We start from the raw sequence: 15,324 nt of genomic DNA on the forward strand, positions 1-15,324 counted from the left end.
TGGCGCGCTATATTGATCTCCCTACTCCATTCGATTGAACCACCCTGATGAGCACCTCCATCAAATCGGAATCTTCCGCCAAGAAAGACGTCACCAAACTCCAGCGCGCCATTGTGGACGGCCTGGAAGACGTCAAGGCCGTTGATATCCAGGTTTTCAACACCGAGCAGCTCTCGCCGCTGTTCGAGCGCGTGATCGTTGCCACAGGCAATTCCAACCGGCAGACCAAGGCGCTGGCCGCCAGTGTGCGCGATGCGGTGAAGGAAGCCGGTTTTTCCAAGCCGCGCGTCGAGGGCGAGGAAAATGGCGAATGGATCATTGTTGACTGCGGGCAGGCCGTGGCGCACATCATGCAGCCGGCCATCCGCCAGTACTACCGCCTGGAGGAAATCTGGGGCGAGACCCCGGTGCGCATGAGGATAGGCGCACCCAAGCCACGCCGCGTGAGCGCTTCGGAAGATTCGCCCGAAAAGGCAGCCAAGCCGGCGGCGAAGAAGCGCGCTCCAGCCCGCAAGAGTGCTGCGCAGGACAAGCCCGCAGCCAAGAAATCCGCGGCCAAGCCCGCCGTGGCCCGCAAGGCCGCACCGGCCACGAAGCCCGCAGCCAAGAAGGCAACTGCCTCCAAGCCAGCGGCCAGGAAGGCCGTGGTGAAGACGGTCGTGGTGAACAAGCCGGCGGGCGCCAAGAAGGCATCGCCGGCTGCCAAGAAATCCGCTCCGGCCAAGAAGCCCGCAGCGCGCAAGACACCTGCGCGCAAGGCCTGATCCACCCGGCGTTGGATGCAAGCACATGGGATGGGAGGCGCTGCCGTGAAGGCGGGCCTCCCTTGCTTTTCAGGGCGGCACGAACATGAAGATATTGATCGTCGCGGTGGGGCAGCGTGTTCCGGATTGGGCACAGACGGCCTATGACGACTACGCCAAGCGCTTTCCGCACGAAATCAAGGTTGAGCTCAAGGCGGTGAAGACGGAGCCGCGCGGCTCCAAGTCGCTCGAGACGCTGTATGCGGCCGAGTGCGAGCGCATCGAGGCCGCCATTCCGCGTGGAACCCGTGTCGTCGTGCTCGATGAGCGCGGCACCAGCCTTACCACCAAGGCCTTGGCACAGCGATTGAAGGATTGGCAGTTGAGCGGCGATGACGTGGCACTGGTGATCGGCGGGCCGGACGGGCTCGAGCCTGCTTTCAGGCAGGCCGCGCACGAGCGCATCCGCCTGTCCGATCTGACGCTGCCTCACGCGATGGTTCGCGTTCTGCTGATAGAGCAGTTGTACCGAGCCTGGTCCGTGAACGCGGGCCATCCATACCATCGCGAATAAGCTGCCCTGGCCGGATCCGGCCAGTCCCTGCCGCATATCGCACATCCTATATGCCCGATTTCGTCTATCTTGCCTCCCAAAGTCCCCGCCGCCGCCAATTGCTGGATCAATTGGGGGTGCGGTATCTGTTGCTGCTGCCGAACGAAGGCGATGACCAGCGCGAGGACGCGGAAGCGATCGAGGAGGTGTTGCCGGGCGAGCTGCCGCTCGATTATGTGCGGCGGGTAACGGGCCTGAAGCTCGATGCGGCGGTGGCGCGGCTCGCGCGGCGCGGGCTTGCGCAGGCGCCCATTCTCTGTTCGGACACCACCGTGGCGATGGGCCGCAGGATCTATGGCAAGCCCGTGGATGCGCAGGATGCCAGGCGCATGTTGTCCGAGCTTTCGGGCAATGAGCACTGCGTGCTGACGGCGGTCGCGCTGCAGGCGGGCGACGCACGCCTGGCTGCGCTGTCTGAATCACGTGTACGTTTTGCGCCGATGACGCAGGCGCAGATCGATGCCTACGTCGAAAGCGGTGAGCCCATGGGCAAGGCGGGCGCCTATGGTATCCAGGGGCCGGTCGCGCAGTACGTCTCCAATCTCAATGGAAGCTATACCGGCATCATGGGGCTGCCGCTGTATGAAACCGCGCAGCTGTTGCGGGCCGCGGGCGTCATCGCGATCTGACACCTGGCGTCTGGCGCCTCCTGCGCACCCGCTGCCGGAGGATGGCGGAGCATTGGCCCCACGGCTCTCCAGGCCGATGCGTCAGGCCCTATTGCAGCGTGTAGCTGGCCAGGCGGGCGGCATCGGGGATGTGGATCTCGCGCTTGTCCATGTGGATCAATCCGGCGGCTTCCAGATCGTGCAGCACTCTTGAGAAATATTCCGGCGTGATGGAAAGCCGCGAGGCGATGGTCGCCTTGCTGACGGGCAGGGAGATGTTGAGCGGCCGGGCCTTGATTGTTGGCGCTGCCGCACCGCCATAGCCGTTGCTTGCCAGCGTCATTGCCGCGGCGTCTTCGGCGTCTTCGGGCAGGGAGTTGAGCAGATAGCCGATGACGCGCTGCATGCCGCTGTGCAGCGAATAAGCCTGCACGTCGTGAATCAGGCCGTGCAGGCGGCGGGAAATGCCGGCCAGCATGCGCATGGCGAAACGGGGGTCATTTTCGATTTCATGAACCACCGCGAATTTGCTGACGCTGAGCACCAGGGAGTCCGCAAGCGCCTGTGCGTTCACGATATAGGGCTTGTCCGTGAACATCAGGGCTTCGGCGAAGGTGATTCCCGGGCCGGCAAGTTCGATGATCTTCTCTTGCCCCGCCGGCGAGATGGCGAAAAGCTTGACCTGCCCGCTGACGGTGACATGGAACTCTTCGCAAGGCATGCCCACATGAAAGACACCTTCACCCCTGGAGAACCTGCGCAGCTTGCAGCCAAGGGCAAGGCGCTGGAGCTCATCTGACGTCATCTCCTGGAAAAGCGGCAGAGCAGCGAGATATCGTGGAGTGTCAAAATTCTGGATGTGCATGGCTCAGGCTTTCAAATGGCTGAGCCTGATTAGAGTTTTGTTTTCAATCCGAGGAATTGATGTCAATCAAGTGTTAATGGATTGTGCGAATAATGCTCTCGGGTATTGGTAACTGGTGTTGAACCCTCGCATCCAAAGCGCTAAAAGCCGCTAACACAACCCTCGATACGTCGTTGCTTCGCCTTGTCGTACGCTTGTACTGCCTGCGGCTTCGCGCCTCGTCTCGATCGCAAACCTTCGGTTTGCTGGGTCGTGTTAGCAGCTTTAAGGACCCTCTGCACAAATCAGATCGATGCATGCGCGGACTGGGGCGGTCCACGGCGTTGAAAATCCTCGCGATAGCTACGGCTATCGCTGCGGTTTCGCCTTGTATCCCATCCCGATCCGCGCAAGCTGCTTGACGATCGATTCATGCAGGGAATCCCTGGGACGTGGCGGTTTCATTGCCTGGTCAGGTCGGCATAAAGCCGCGCAAGCCGGTGATTCAACTCGCCGGGCTTGTGCACCAACGCGTAGCCATGGCTGCCGAACAGGTGCGGAAGATAGTCGTGCGCCTTGGCGTCGATGGTGACGCAAAACGGAGTCAGGCCGGCGGCCTTGGCTTCAAGCACCGCGTGGCGTGTGTCTTCCAGTCCGTAGCGGCCCTCGTAAATGTCCAGGTCATTGGGTTTGCCATCGGTAAGGATCAAAAGCAGCCGTTGCTGCTCGGCGCGTTCGCCAAGGCGCTTGCTGGCATAGCGGATCGCGGCGCCCATGCGTGTGTAGTAGCCTGGCTTGATTGCGGCGACGCGCTCCTGGCAGCGCTGATCCCAGGACTCTTCAAAGCCCTTGAGATGTTGAAGACGCACATGCTGCCTGCGCACCGAGGAGAAGCCCAGCATCTCGAATGCATCGCCGCAGGTGGAGAGGGCTTCGCCAAAGACCTGCAGGGAGTCGTGGATGAGATCGATCACGCGCGCATCCTGCGTGGCGTAGGCGTCGGTCGATTGCGACAGATCGGCGAGCAGCAGGCAGGCAAGGCTGTGCTGCTGGCGGCGCCGCTGTACGAAAATGGCTGGCGATTCGTCCTTTGTCCTGGTGCTCGGCGGCGCGTAAAGGTGATCGGCCCGGTAGCGCACGAAAGCATCCAGGTCTACCTCTTCTCCGTCCGTGCAGCCTCGCACGCGGTCAGCGCCCGCGCGTGCGAGCTCAAGGTGGCGGCGCATCCTGCGGGCGATGGCGCGGAGCCTTGGGCTGGGTTCATAAGCCTGGGTGTCTCGCGCCACGGACACCTGAATGGAGCAGTGCTCGGGAAGCAGTTTTTCCGAGCGCCAATCCCATTCGGGAAAACGCAAGCCTTCGGCAAGCGGCAGGTCGTCGTGCGCGGCGCTGGGCAGGTCGAGGTCGAATTTCACGCGTGATGCGCTGGAGCTGCCGTCGTTGGCGATGGCCAGCTCTTCCATATCGTTGGCCGCCTGGAGCTGGCGGCCGTCGTCCTCATCGTCATCGGCCCGGTTCACCTTGGTGAATTCAGCCCAGGAAAGAATGGATTCGGCGCGGAACACCATGACGAGAGGCGCTGAGTTCCGCTCGTCTTCCACGCGCTTGGCGGCGCGTCTGCAGGCATCCTGCAAAGCCTGCTTGGTGGCGGGCTTGTTCTCGCCGGAGGGCTGGGCGGCAGGTAACGCCTGTTGCACTCCTTCGGTGGGCAGGACGAACCAGAGCCATACGGGAGCGGCGTCGGCGGGGGTGATCTGCGAAGCATCCGATGCGGCCAGCTCGTCCATTTCGTCGAACCGGCCTTGCAAGGCCAGCTGGATCGCTCTTTCCGCGGCAGCGCTCTTGCCCCTCAGCCCGCGCAGTGGCGGTCGCTCGGCAAGCTGTGCCGCCAGCAGTTGCGCGTGAATGGACTTGAGGCCGGGAAAACGTTTGAGCGCTTCGGCGCTGGCCTGTGCATTGGCTGCGATCCAATGGGCCGCGGGCTGCATGCATGCTGCCAGGGCCGCTAGCCAGAGATAGAGCGAGCGGTTGAGCCGGGAATCGTCGAAAAGGCCGATTTCGGCGGGCAGCGATAGCGTATCGCGCTGCCATATGCCCAGTTCGGCCTGGCTGGTGCTGCCGGCAATTCGCTGCAGCAGGGTGCGGGGGCTGCCGGTGCGGGTACGGCCCGCTTGCGCGATGCGTGTGCCGCCTTCTCCGCCGCCCGCGCGAAACAGCAGCCCGATGCTTCGCTGGGCTTCTTCGAGCCGCACGGATGCATGCGTGGTGTGCTTTTCCGCGACCCGGGTGATGAAGCGGTGCCACTGCTGGCCGACCCATTCTTCCATGGCTAGCTGCCCATGACGGCGGTCGTGAGTTCGGCGAGGGCCAGCGCCGTTTCGGCGTCGTCGGTGAGCGCATCGACGATCGCGGCGCGGCAGGCTTTCGCGATGGGCACTCCGCTGGCGGCCAGGCGCGCGGCCATGACGAGCAGGCGCGTGCTGACGGTTTCTTCCAGATCCTGGTCGGTGAGCCGGCGCAACGCCGTCGCCAGCTCGATCAGCTGAGCGGCGGTGGCGTCATCGATGCCGGATTCGCGTTGCAGGATTTCGCGTTCGATGGCCGGGGCCGGGTAGTCGAACTGAAGCGCGACAAAGCGCTGGCGCGTGCTCGGCTTGAGTCCCTTGAGCACGTTCTGGTAGCCGGGGTTGTAGCTGACCACCAGCATGAAGCCGTCGGCCGCCTGCAGGTGCTCGCCGGTGCGCTCGACGGGCAGGACCCGGCGATCATCGGCGAGGGGATGGAGCACGACGGTGGTGTCCTTGCGGGCTTCCACTACCTCGTCGAGATAGCAGATCGCGCCTTGCCGCACGGCGCGCGTGAGCGGGCCGTCGGCCCATTGCGTGCCGCTCTCGCTGATGAGGTGGCGGCCCACGAGGTCGGCTGCCGACAGGTCGTCGTGGCAGCTGACGGTAATGAGGTGGCGGCCAAGACGCGCGGCCATGTGTTCGACGAAGCGCGTCTTGCCGCAGCCCGTCGGCCCTTTTAGGAGGACCGGCAGGCGCTGTCTGAATGCGTGCTCGAAAAGCTCGCATTCATCGCTGGTCGCCGCGTAATACGGCGCGGACAGAGTCTGGGCCATGCCGTCTGGCAGATGTAGTACTTCACTGTGGTCCACGGACATGGCTCCTCTGTTATTGATGCTATGTATTACTTCAGGCGTTCTGCCGTATCAGGCATGCACGGCCCGCTGGCCCTGAAGGGGAGCCTTGCCGGATACATGGTTCGTCTCGGGCAGGATGTGCGAGCCCTTCACGAAGAAGCTTGCGAAGTAGGTGAACTGTCCGATGAGGAACAGCACGCCGCCAGCCACGCGCACCCAGTAGTAGCCACGCAGCAGATCCTGGGCTGCCATGAATCCCATGGCGGATTCTGTGGGCAGGCGTTGGACCCAGACCTGATGCACGCCAGCGGCTGTCAGGGCCAGGACCATGATGCACATGCCGACGGTCATGATCCAGAAGCTGCGGATTTCCAGGCGCTGGGCTTCGGGGCTGTTGGCAAGGCGGCCGCGCAGGATCGGCATGGCGTAGCTGATCAGCGTGATGACGACGAGCACGTAGGCGCCGTAGAAAGCCAGGTGGCCGTGAGCGGCGGTCAGTTGCGAGCCGTGGGTGTAGTAGTTCACCACGCTCAGCGTGTGGATGAAACCCCAGACGCCCGCGCCGATGAAGCCGACCACCGCGGTGCCCAGGGCCCAGGTGATGGCGGCCTGGTTGGGATGCTCGCGGCGGCGCTGCCTGACCATGTTGAAGGCAAACAGCGTCATCATGAAGAACGGCAGGGGTTCCAGTGCGGAGAAGATGCTGCCGACCCACTTCCAGTAGCCTGGCAGTCCGATGAAGTAGTAGTGGTGGCCGGTGCCCAGCAGGCCGGTCATCAGGGCGAACGCAATGATCACGTACAGCCACTTGTCGATCACCTCGCGGTCGACGCCGGTGGTCTTGATGAGCACGAAAGCGAGCAGTGCGCCGAGAATCAGCTCCCACACGCCTTCCACCCAGAGGTGGACCACGAACCACCAGTACATCTTGTCGCGCACCAGGTTGACCGGATTGACGAAGCTGAACAGGAACATCAGCGCAAGTCCCCACAGACCGAGCAGCAGCACGATGGAGACGCTGGTCTTGCGACCCTTGAGCGTGGTGAGGCTGATGTTGTAGAGGAAGCCCAGGGCGACGATAACGATGCCGACCTTGGTGGGCAGTGGCTGCTCGAGGAACTCGCGGCCCATGGTCTGCAGCAGGTCATTGCCCGTGAGTTCCGCCAGCTTGGCATAGGGAACAGCGAGGTAGCCGACGATGGTGAGCACGCCCGCCACGAGGAAGATCCAGAACAGGGCGATCGCCAGGCCCGGGCTGTGCAGCTCGGTCTCGGATTCTTCCGGCACGATGTAGTACGCCGCGCCCATGAAGCCGAACAGCAGCCACACGATCAGCAGGTTGGTGTGAACCATGCGGGCGATATTGAACGGTATGTAGGGGAAGAACAGATCCCCGATCAGGTATTGCAGGCCGAGCGTGACGCCGAACAGGATCTGCCCCGCGAAGAGCACCATGGCGGCGATGAAATAGAGTCTTGCGACCGATTGGCTTTGGTATTTGAGAACTGGATTGATCATGGGGTGCTCCTGGTTCAACCTTCAATGTTTGGTGGCCAGTTTTCTGTGTTGATTTCGCCGGTCCAGCGCAGGAACTCGATCAGGTCGTTGGTCTGCTGCTCGGAGAGGTTGAACTGGGGCATCTGTCTGCGGCCGGGCGAGTGCGTCGGCATCGCGGCCAGCCAGGCCTTGATGAAGTCCGGACCACGGCGCTTGTACACGTTGCCCAGCTCCGGCGCGAAGTAGGCGCCTTCGCCCAGAAGCGTGTGGCAACCGATGCAGTTGCGCGTCTCCCAGATATGTTTGCCGGCGATGACGGCCGGCGTGATTTCGTGCGCATTGGAGCGCTCGGGGATACGGCGTTCGCTGTCGAAAACCATCGCAGCGAAAAGCAGAATGAAAAAGGCAGTGCCGCCGTAGAACATGTTGCGGGCCATCTGCTTGGTAAACCCGCCGGTAATCTGGCTCATATGAAGCCCTCCATCGAACTGAGGACTTAATCCTCCTTTTTTGCTCGGGTTCTGTCCTTGAACCCGTTCAAGAAAAAAAGGCGCGCCTGGCAGCCGGAGTGTCAGAGCAGGTGATCGTGCCAGAGCGCTGCCAGGAAAATGACGAGCAGAATCACGGCCAGCCAGCACAGCAGTCCGTTGCGCCACAGGCGCGGCGCATGCCGCAGCTCCATGAAATCAAGGGCGATGATCAGTCCCTTGATGCCGGAGAGCGCCATCACGACGCAGGTGGCGGCCAGCCCGATTCCGTCGGGGTGGTGGCCCTCCGCCAGCCACCATGAAAGCAGCGTTGCAATCAGCAGTGTGAGCCATGCCACGTAGATTCTGCGGGCCGCGCGGCGCTCGGGTGCCTGCTTGGCAGGGTCGGGATTTTCTTCTTTCATGGGAGCCTGCGCTTTCGCTATCGCAGCAGATAGACGAGTGGGAAAAGCACGATCCACAATAGATCGACCATATGCCAGAAAACGCAGCCGGACTCCAGCGGGATGCAGTTTTCGGCGGTATATCTGCCGCTGGCCGTGGGCCGGATCAGCAGCGTGAAGATCACGCATCCGGCCACCACGTGCATGAAATGAAAGCCGGTGAGCATGGCCCAGAGCATGTAGAAGTCGTTGCTGGCGATGTCGATGCCTTCGTGCCATTTGGCCATGTATTCCTGGCTCTTCAGCACGAGGAAGCCGGCTCCAAAAAGCAGCGCGCCGCACAGCCAGCGCGCGCCGGTTTTCGGCCTGGCCGCCCGCACGCTGGCCAGCGCCTGCGCGGCGCATGCGCTGGCGGTGATGAGCAGCATGGTGTTGATCGCGCCGACCGATTGATCGAGGCTGTCCTGGCCCGCGGCGAAGATCTCCGGCTGGCTCAGGCGCGTGAACGCGAACGCCAGAAAGAGAAGGGCGAAGGTGGACAGCTCGAGCAGTACGAACAGCCAGATCACGAGGTCGCCGGGAAGGCGTCCGGCGGGCGTTGGGCGTTGGGCTGCGGCCAGGGGGGGCTCTGCGGTTTCGGTAGTCAATGGGATGTGCCTTCGCTGCGTGTGATCTTGTTCCACACGTTGTATTTGCCCACCGGTTTGCTCATCGGCAGGCGTTTGATTTCCTTGAAGGTGTTGGCGTCATAGACGATGACGGCTCCGTCCATTTCCCACAGGCTTGCCAGCGCATATTTGCCGTCGCGGGTGAATTCGATGTGGGCGAGCGTCTTGCCCGGCTCCTTCACCTGCGCTGCGACCTCAAGCGTCCGCTTGTCGATGATGGTGAGCGTGTCCTTGGCCTTGGGGCTCATCATCGAATCGGTCCAGGCGTAGGGCGTGTTTTCATGGCTGCGCATGAAGAAGCCCGGTCCGGGCATGGGCAAGGTGCGCACCGGTTTCCAGTCCTTCATGTCGATGACGTCGATGGTGCCTGTGCCCAGATTGGGGCTGGCGAGCACCGTCGTGCCGTTCCATGCGAATGTGATTCCGGAGCCGAGGTGCGGCATGCCGCTGAGCGGCAGGTCGGCGATCTTGCGGCGCTGGTCGAGATCGACGACCTGCGCACTTGGCTGGGTATCGCCCTGGGCGCGCGCGCGGGTCGCGCCAAGCACGTGGCGGTAGGATTGGTCGAAGAAGAAGTCGTCCAGCGGCTCGGAGAGGGTGGTGCGCCGGATGCTCAGGTGTTCGAGCGCCTGGTTCATGGTGGCCGTCTGCAGGTCGGGGCCTGCCCGGGAGGGACTGGCCGATCCGTACGGAATTTCCCAGATCTCCGGAATGTCCTTGAGCGCGACGACAAAGCTCTTGCGCGGCTCGGCGTCATACACGGCGGATACGCGCGAACTGCCGCCGGTGGCGGACTGCGCGTCGTAGGTGCGGATGAGGTTCAGCCCGGAGTCGAACAGCGCGACGGTATGCGGCAGGTAATTGGCCGCCATGACATAGCGCCCATCGCTGCTGACAGCTACGTTGCGCATGTTGAGGCCGGCGCGGACTTCGGCCACGACGCGCAGCCGCCAGAGGTCGTATTTGGTGATCCAGCCGTCGCGCGAGCCGAAGAAGACGTATCGCCCATCGGGGGTGAACTTGGGGCCGCCGTGCAGGGCGAAGCGCGATGGAAAGCGCTTGATCACCTCGAAGGTGTCGCCATTGAGAATCGACACATGGTGGTCACCGCCTTCGACCACTAGGAACAGGTTCATGGGGTCTGCGTCCCACACGGGCTTGTCGGGCGCGTTGGCCTCATCCTCGTGGAAGATGCGCGAGGCGGTGATGTCGGCATTCTTCCAGACCGGAGCGGGAATCACCGGGGTGCGGATCCATGCCGACATGGCCTTGATCTCCTGCTCGGAGAGCTGGCCGGAAAATCCGTTCATCTGCGTGGCGGTGCGCCCCTGCGCGATCACCCGCTCGATTTCCGGCGCGCGGATGCGCTCCAGGCTCTCGGGCAGAAGCGCCGGCCCCATGCCGCCGGTGCGCTGCTCCCCATGGCAGACCGCGCAATGCTGTTGATACAGGGCGGAAATATGCTCGCCCTGCGGTGTCTGCGCAAACGCGGAAACACCGAAGGCCGCGAGCGCCAGGGTGAGCAGGCCATTCAATGGTGCCTTCAATGGGGCCAGGAAGGCGGACAGGCGCCGGGTGCGTGAATCAGGCATGGTGTATCTCGATCGTCCTGTTTCGCTGCGTGGCCGCCGTGCCGGGCGAAGGTGTCGTGGCAATACCGATTTCTTCGTCCGTGAGATAGCAGCCGGGGTCTTCGGCCCAGGCATTGCCGGTGAGCTGCTGCGCGCGCACGCGGGTGTTGCCATTGCAGATATTCAGATAGCGGCACGCCGCGCAGCGGCCCTCGACCGGGCGGGGCCGCTGGTTCAGGCCCGCCATGAGCGGGTCGCCCATGTCCTTCCAGATATGCGAGAACGGCGCCACGCGGACATTGCCAAGCGTGTGATGCCACCACATGGTGTCCGGGTGGACATTGCCCAGATTGTCGATGTTGGCGACTTGCTGGCCGCTCGCGTTGCCGCCCCATGCGACCAGCCGTGCGTACAGGTGAGGCGCCCATTGCGGCATGTGCTTTTGCACCCAGTGCAGAAGGTAGACGCCATCGGCGTCGTTGTTGCCGCTGACATACTCTTCATTGCGCCCCTCCTGCACGGACTGCCATGCGTGATCGAACAGCATGTTGAGCGCGGCGCGCGTGGCGAGGTGATCGGCGTCCTTGTCGCGGTGCACGTTGCCACGCCCCGCGTAGTTCAGGTGCGAGAAATAGAATTTCTGCGCTCCCTCGGTGCGCATCAACGCCAGCAGTGCGGGAAAATCGTGCGCATTCATCGAGGTCATCGTGTAGCGAAGGCCGACTTTCACGTCGAGCTGCGCGAGATGGCGGATGGCGGCGAGGCTCTTGTCGAAAGCGCCGTTCATGCGGCGGAACTTGTCGTGCGTGACGCGCAATCCGTCGAGACTGATGCCCACGTAGTCGAAACGCGATGCGGCGATGCGCGAGGCGGTTTCCTCGTCGATGAGCGTGCCGTTGGTCGACAGGCCGGTGTAGAAGCCCAGTTCGCGGGCATAGTCATGCACCTTGAAGATGTCGGGCCTGAGCAGCGGCTCGCCACCCGAGAGAATGAGCGCGGGCACGCCGAAGCCGTGCAGGTCATCCATGACGGTGAACACTTCTTCGGTGGTCAGGCCGCCCGTGTATTCATGGTCGGCGGAAAACGAATAGCAATGCTTGCAGGTCAGGTTGCAGCGGCGGATCAGGTTCCAGATGACGACCGGCCCTCGGGCCTTGCGATCGTTGACATGCGGATAGGTGCCGGTGTCCTGCGCGGTCTTGAGTTCCCGCATGTATTGGCTGATTCTGAACATGGTTAGATCTCCTTGAGGCGCAATCCGGTTTTCTTGAGAATCTCGGTGGAGTAAAGAATGTCATGCGAGCGGCAGGCGTCGCCCAGCATTGCGCGAATGCGTTCCGCCTGGGCCGCCACGTGCTCGCGGCTGGGGCCATGCAGCATCACGAACAGGTTGTAGGGCCACAGCGGCAGGTGGCGCGGGCGGCGATAGCAGTGGCTCACCTCCGGCAGCTTGGCGACGGCGCGGCCCAGTTCGGAGACTCGGTCGTCATCGATGTCCCAGACGCTCATGCCGTTGGCGACATAGCCCAGTCGATAGTGATTGGGGACAGCGCCGATACGCCGGATCAAGCCTTCCTCCTGCATGGAGGACAGGCGCGCGCGGACGGCTTCCCCGGACACGCCGAGCGTCGCGCCAACTGCGTCGAACGGCCGAGCCAGCAGGGGTAGGCCGGATTGCGTGGCGGCGATCAATGCGCGGTCGAAATCATCGAGTGCCATGTCAGTACCTCACGCTCAAAGGTTGCAGCCGGAGTTCGACGAAGAACTCTTCCTCCTTGGGGAAGACGGCCACCTGAAGGCCTGTCTCGGATTCGATGGCCGCGGCCACGCTGCTCGCTTGCCGCGGCGATTCGGCGGCAATCACGAACCACATGTTCAGCTCGTGGTCGCGCCGGTAGTTGTGCGCGATTTCGGGAAACGAGTTGACCGTGCGTGTGATCTCTTCATAGCGGCCTTCGGGCACGGCCATCGCGGCCAGCAGGAACTGCCCGCCAGCGCGCTCGATTTGGAACAGCGGTCCGAAGCGGGTGAGCACGCCTTGCGAGAGCAGCATGCCTATGCGGTTGATGACCTGATCCTCGCTCCAGCCCAGCTCCTCGCCGACTGCGGCATAGGGCCTGTCCACGAGCGGGAAGTTGCCGTGCAGGCGTTCTATCAGTCTTGCGTCTTCAGGTGTCAGCATGGTTTATCTCCTTTACTGTTTTTTGATTTTTGAAATACGTCTGCAGCCGTGCTGCGCTCACTGGCGGCGCAGTACGTATCTCCCCGGGGAGATGCCTGGCAAACCGGCTGGCGCCTGTCTGCTTGAATCGGGTTCTCGAGAACAGAATCTGGCGGGGCAGGTGCGCCATGCCCGCGCGCTGGATGGTGTCCGCAACGGTTTGCTCGACGGCGCGGCGATCACGGCCGTGGACCATGCAGTACAGGTTGAACGGCCATTCCTTGACCGCTGCGCGCTGATACACCAGCGTGATCGATGGGCAATGCGACAGCGCCTGGCCGCATGTTTCGAGCTGTTCGGCGGGTACCTGGAAAACCGTCATGGCATTGGCTGAATAGCCCAATTCGTGGTGGCGGACCACCACGCCGAAGCGGCTCAATATTCCTGCATCGAGCCAGCCGCGCAGGGTGAAGAGCAGCTCTTGCGTGCCGCAGCCCAATTGCCTGGCCCATGCTTCGAAGGGGCGCTCGCACAGGGGCAGCCCCTGTTCGGCAAGTGCGGCAAGCGGCAGATGGCCCGGCTGGATGGACTCGCTGGCCGCGCGGGTGGTTCCTGCATTGCTGCGCGCTCCGGGTGTCAGGTCGAAAGCGGTGTCGATGCGGAAGGCCCGCAGCATCGGCAGGCGCATGACCGGGATGCCGGTGGCGGTTTCGATGGCGCGCATCTGCCGCTCGATATCGGCGGCATCGTGGCCGGTGACGACGAACCAGAGGTTGAACCGATGTTCCCGCTCATAGTTGTGGTTCACGCCTGGCTGTATCGACACGAGTGCGGCGACCTGTTCGAGCCGGTGTTGCGGCACCGCCATGGCGGCCAGCGTGGATGCGCCGCCCGCGCCGGGTGCGAACACGGCACCTATCCTGCTGAACGCGCCTGCGTGTTGCAGGTTTTCGTAGGTGCGAATCACGTCGGCGACCTGCAGGCCCAGGGTATCGCCGATGGCTTGGAAAGGCGCGTCACACAGCGGAAAATCACGTTGCCACCGGTTGAGCAGGGCAAGGGTTGTGACGTCCTTGGCGATCATGGCTACAACCCCATGCGTTGCGCGCGCGATGTGAAGAAAATACCGCTGGGCGCTTTGACGGAGATGCTGGCGTGCTCGCGCAGCGTATGGGTGTCGTAGATCTTCACCTGATCGCTATCGCGGCAACTGATCCATACGTGCTGGCCGCGCGGCGCGAATTCCATGTGCATGACCGCCTTGCCGGGTTGCAGCGTGGCCACGACGCGCTGGGAAGGGGTGTCGATAACCTGGATGCGGTCGTAGTCGGGAACCGAGAAGTTCACCCAGACCTGCCGGCCATCCGGGCGGGCCATCACGAACACGGGTTGCCCTGCGACCGGAATGCGCGCGGCCTCCCGCCAGGTGTGCGTATCGACGACCAGCACCTCATGGCGGCCAATGGCGGGAAGGTAGGCATATTGCCCCGCCACGGTCCAGCCGCGCAGGTGGGGCATCTTGTAGACCGGCAGCGGTTTCTCGCCGCGCCCGTAGCCCGAGAGGATGCGGCGGGCCGTGGGTTTCTCGTCCCACAGGTCGACGAGCGCGAGGCCATCCTCGCCGAACAGCCCGGCGATGTAGTGCCTGCCGTTGGGCGTCAGCATGGCGTCATAAGGTTGTCGGCCAATGCCTTCCAGCGTCTGGATCCTGGGGGCGGAGATGTCGGAGCAGTCCGCGATGCAGATGGAGTCTGTATCGAAGAGGCTGTAGATGAAGCGGTTTTGCGGCAGGTCCGCCAGACCCACGACGCGTGAGCGCTTGCCGTCTTTTGCGAGCGCCGGCAGGTCCGCCAGCAACTCGAGCGAGTCGGCGCGGAAGATCTTGACGCCGCCGGGGGTGTAATTCTGCGCGGCGACCAGGGTGCCGTCCGCATTGATGGCGCCGCCGATGGAGTTGCCCGCCTGCATCACGCGCCCGGTGATGGCCTGGGTGAGCAGGTCCACCTTGGTCAGCCCGCCGTCGCGCCCGAACACATAGGCGTAGCGCTCGTCGCGTGAAAAGACGACGGATGCATGCGAGAGGTCGCCGAGTCCGTTGACGCGGCCGATGGATGTGCAACTGCTGGTGTTGACGAACGTGAGCGCTCCGTCGGCGCGCTCGATGATGACTCCGAGATCGCCCGTGCCCATCAGCGCGGGCAAGCCCGTTGCGGTGGTTTGGCGGGAATTTTCAGCAGGACTCGCGCATCCGCCGAGCGCCAGTGGAGCCAGTGTTGCCGCCGCAGCGCCAAACCATGTTCGCCGTTTCATGAAACTACTCTTTCTCTTCCTGGGGAAAGCCCTTGGCCAGTTGGCGTGCAATCCAGTCGGCCTCGCCTTCCTTGAGCAGGGCCTGCCAGGCAGGCATTGGCGTGCCCGGCAGTCCCCATGTGATCACCGTACTGAGGTACGCGAGCGGCTTTCCGTCCAGCGCCTGGCTGGTCAGTGCCGGCCCGAGTCCCCCGGTCAGATGCATGCCGTGACATGAGCCGCAGTCCTGCCGCACCATCCTCACCAGTTGCTTCTCGCGCTCGGCGGACGGGGTTGCCTGGGCTTGCGCCTGGGCT

17 protein-coding genes are annotated in these 15,324 nt (G+C 63.3%); 3 read left to right on the forward strand and 14 right to left on the reverse strand.

What is annotated here, in order from left to right; all coding sequences use genetic code 11:
- Positions 1–47: 47 nt before the first annotated feature.
- The 3 genes from rsfS to ABWP92_RS03270 all read left to right on the forward strand — a co-directional run bounded on the left by rsfS (position 48) and on the right by ABWP92_RS03270 (position 1,985).
- Entirely contained in the window at positions 48–764 is a 717-nt protein-coding gene (rsfS, locus tag ABWP92_RS03260; protein ID WP_353233915.1) for a ribosome silencing factor, read from the forward strand.
- 85 nt (positions 765–849) lie between these two features.
- Positions 850–1,317 (forward strand): 23S rRNA (pseudouridine(1915)-N(3))-methyltransferase RlmH, encoded by a 468-nt coding sequence (gene rlmH, locus ABWP92_RS03265; RefSeq protein ID WP_353233916.1) that lies wholly within the window; start codon positions 850–852, stop codon positions 1,315–1,317.
- Between the two features lie 50 nt (positions 1,318–1,367).
- Entirely contained in the window at positions 1,368–1,985 is a 618-nt protein-coding gene (locus ABWP92_RS03270; protein WP_353233917.1) for a Maf family protein, read from the forward strand.
- Between the two features lie 88 nt (positions 1,986–2,073).
- Here the strand turns inward: ABWP92_RS03270 and ABWP92_RS03275 are convergent, their stop codons facing one another.
- From ABWP92_RS03275 to ABWP92_RS03340, 14 genes are all read right to left on the reverse strand, one after another.
- Entirely contained in the window at positions 2,074–2,829 is a 756-nt protein-coding gene (locus tag ABWP92_RS03275) for a Crp/Fnr family transcriptional regulator (protein WP_353233918.1), read from the reverse strand.
- A 440-nt stretch (positions 2,830–3,269) separates the two neighbouring features.
- Positions 3,270–5,135 (reverse strand): nitric oxide reductase activation protein NorD, encoded by a 1,866-nt coding sequence (locus ABWP92_RS03280; protein ID WP_353233919.1) that lies wholly within the window; start codon positions 5,133–5,135, stop codon positions 3,270–3,272.
- Between the two features lie 2 nt (positions 5,136–5,137).
- Entirely contained in the window at positions 5,138–5,971 is an 834-nt protein-coding gene (locus tag ABWP92_RS03285; RefSeq protein ID WP_502907438.1) for a CbbQ/NirQ/NorQ/GpvN family protein, read from the reverse strand.
- 48 nt (positions 5,972–6,019) lie between these two features.
- Positions 6,020–7,468: a cbb3-type cytochrome c oxidase subunit I gene (locus tag ABWP92_RS03290; RefSeq protein ID WP_353233920.1), complete on the reverse strand. Its 1,449-nt coding sequence runs from the start codon at positions 7,466–7,468 to the stop codon at positions 6,020–6,022.
- Between the two features lie 14 nt (positions 7,469–7,482).
- A complete protein-coding gene (locus ABWP92_RS03295) occupies positions 7,483–7,917 on the reverse strand; it encodes a c-type cytochrome (protein ID WP_353233921.1) in 435 nt (144 codons plus the stop codon).
- Between the two features lie 101 nt (positions 7,918–8,018).
- The gene (locus ABWP92_RS03300; RefSeq protein ID WP_353233922.1) at positions 8,019–8,339 is read right to left on the reverse strand and encodes a cytochrome C oxidase subunit IV family protein; all 321 of its coding nucleotides are present in this window, start codon (positions 8,337–8,339) and stop codon (positions 8,019–8,021) included.
- A gap of 17 nt (positions 8,340–8,356) precedes the next feature.
- Entirely contained in the window at positions 8,357–8,965 is a 609-nt protein-coding gene (locus tag ABWP92_RS03305) for a cytochrome c oxidase subunit 3 (protein WP_353233923.1), read from the reverse strand.
- Positions 8,962–10,578 (reverse strand): cytochrome D1 domain-containing protein, encoded by a 1,617-nt coding sequence (locus tag ABWP92_RS03310; protein ID WP_353233924.1) that lies wholly within the window; start codon positions 10,576–10,578, stop codon positions 8,962–8,964. Before ABWP92_RS03310 ends, ABWP92_RS03305 begins: the two co-directional genes overlap by 4 nt.
- A complete protein-coding gene (gene nirJ / locus ABWP92_RS03315) occupies positions 10,571–11,791 on the reverse strand; it encodes a heme d1 biosynthesis radical SAM protein NirJ (protein WP_353233925.1) in 1,221 nt (406 codons plus the stop codon). Before nirJ ends, ABWP92_RS03310 begins: the two co-directional genes overlap by 8 nt.
- Before the next feature lie 2 nt (positions 11,792–11,793).
- Positions 11,794–12,276, reverse strand: a complete 483-nt coding sequence (ahbB, locus tag ABWP92_RS03320) for a siroheme decarboxylase subunit beta (protein ID WP_353233926.1) — start codon at positions 12,274–12,276, stop codon at positions 11,794–11,796.
- Between the two features lies 1 nt (position 12,277).
- Positions 12,278–12,739, reverse strand: a complete 462-nt coding sequence (locus ABWP92_RS03325) for an Lrp/AsnC family transcriptional regulator (RefSeq protein WP_353233927.1) — start codon at positions 12,737–12,739, stop codon at positions 12,278–12,280.
- Complete coding sequence (ahbB, locus tag ABWP92_RS03330) at positions 12,726–13,802, reverse strand: siroheme decarboxylase subunit beta (RefSeq protein WP_353233928.1); 1,077 nt, start codon at positions 13,800–13,802, stop codon at positions 12,726–12,728. The genes ABWP92_RS03325 and ahbB (ABWP92_RS03330) overlap by 14 nt, the downstream gene beginning before the upstream one ends.
- A gap of 2 nt (positions 13,803–13,804) precedes the next feature.
- The gene (locus ABWP92_RS03335; RefSeq protein ID WP_353233929.1) at positions 13,805–15,028 is read right to left on the reverse strand and encodes a cytochrome D1 domain-containing protein; all 1,224 of its coding nucleotides are present in this window, start codon (positions 15,026–15,028) and stop codon (positions 13,805–13,807) included.
- Positions 15,029–15,032: 4 nt separating this feature from the next.
- Positions 15,033–15,324: c-type cytochrome (locus tag ABWP92_RS03340; RefSeq protein ID WP_353233930.1), on the reverse strand; the 292-nt coding region annotated here is incomplete at its 5' end.

It is taken from the genome of Diaphorobacter ruginosibacter, from assembly GCF_040396215.1.
Lineage (GTDB): Bacteria > Pseudomonadota > Gammaproteobacteria > Burkholderiales > Burkholderiaceae_C > Diaphorobacter_A > Diaphorobacter_A ruginosibacter_A.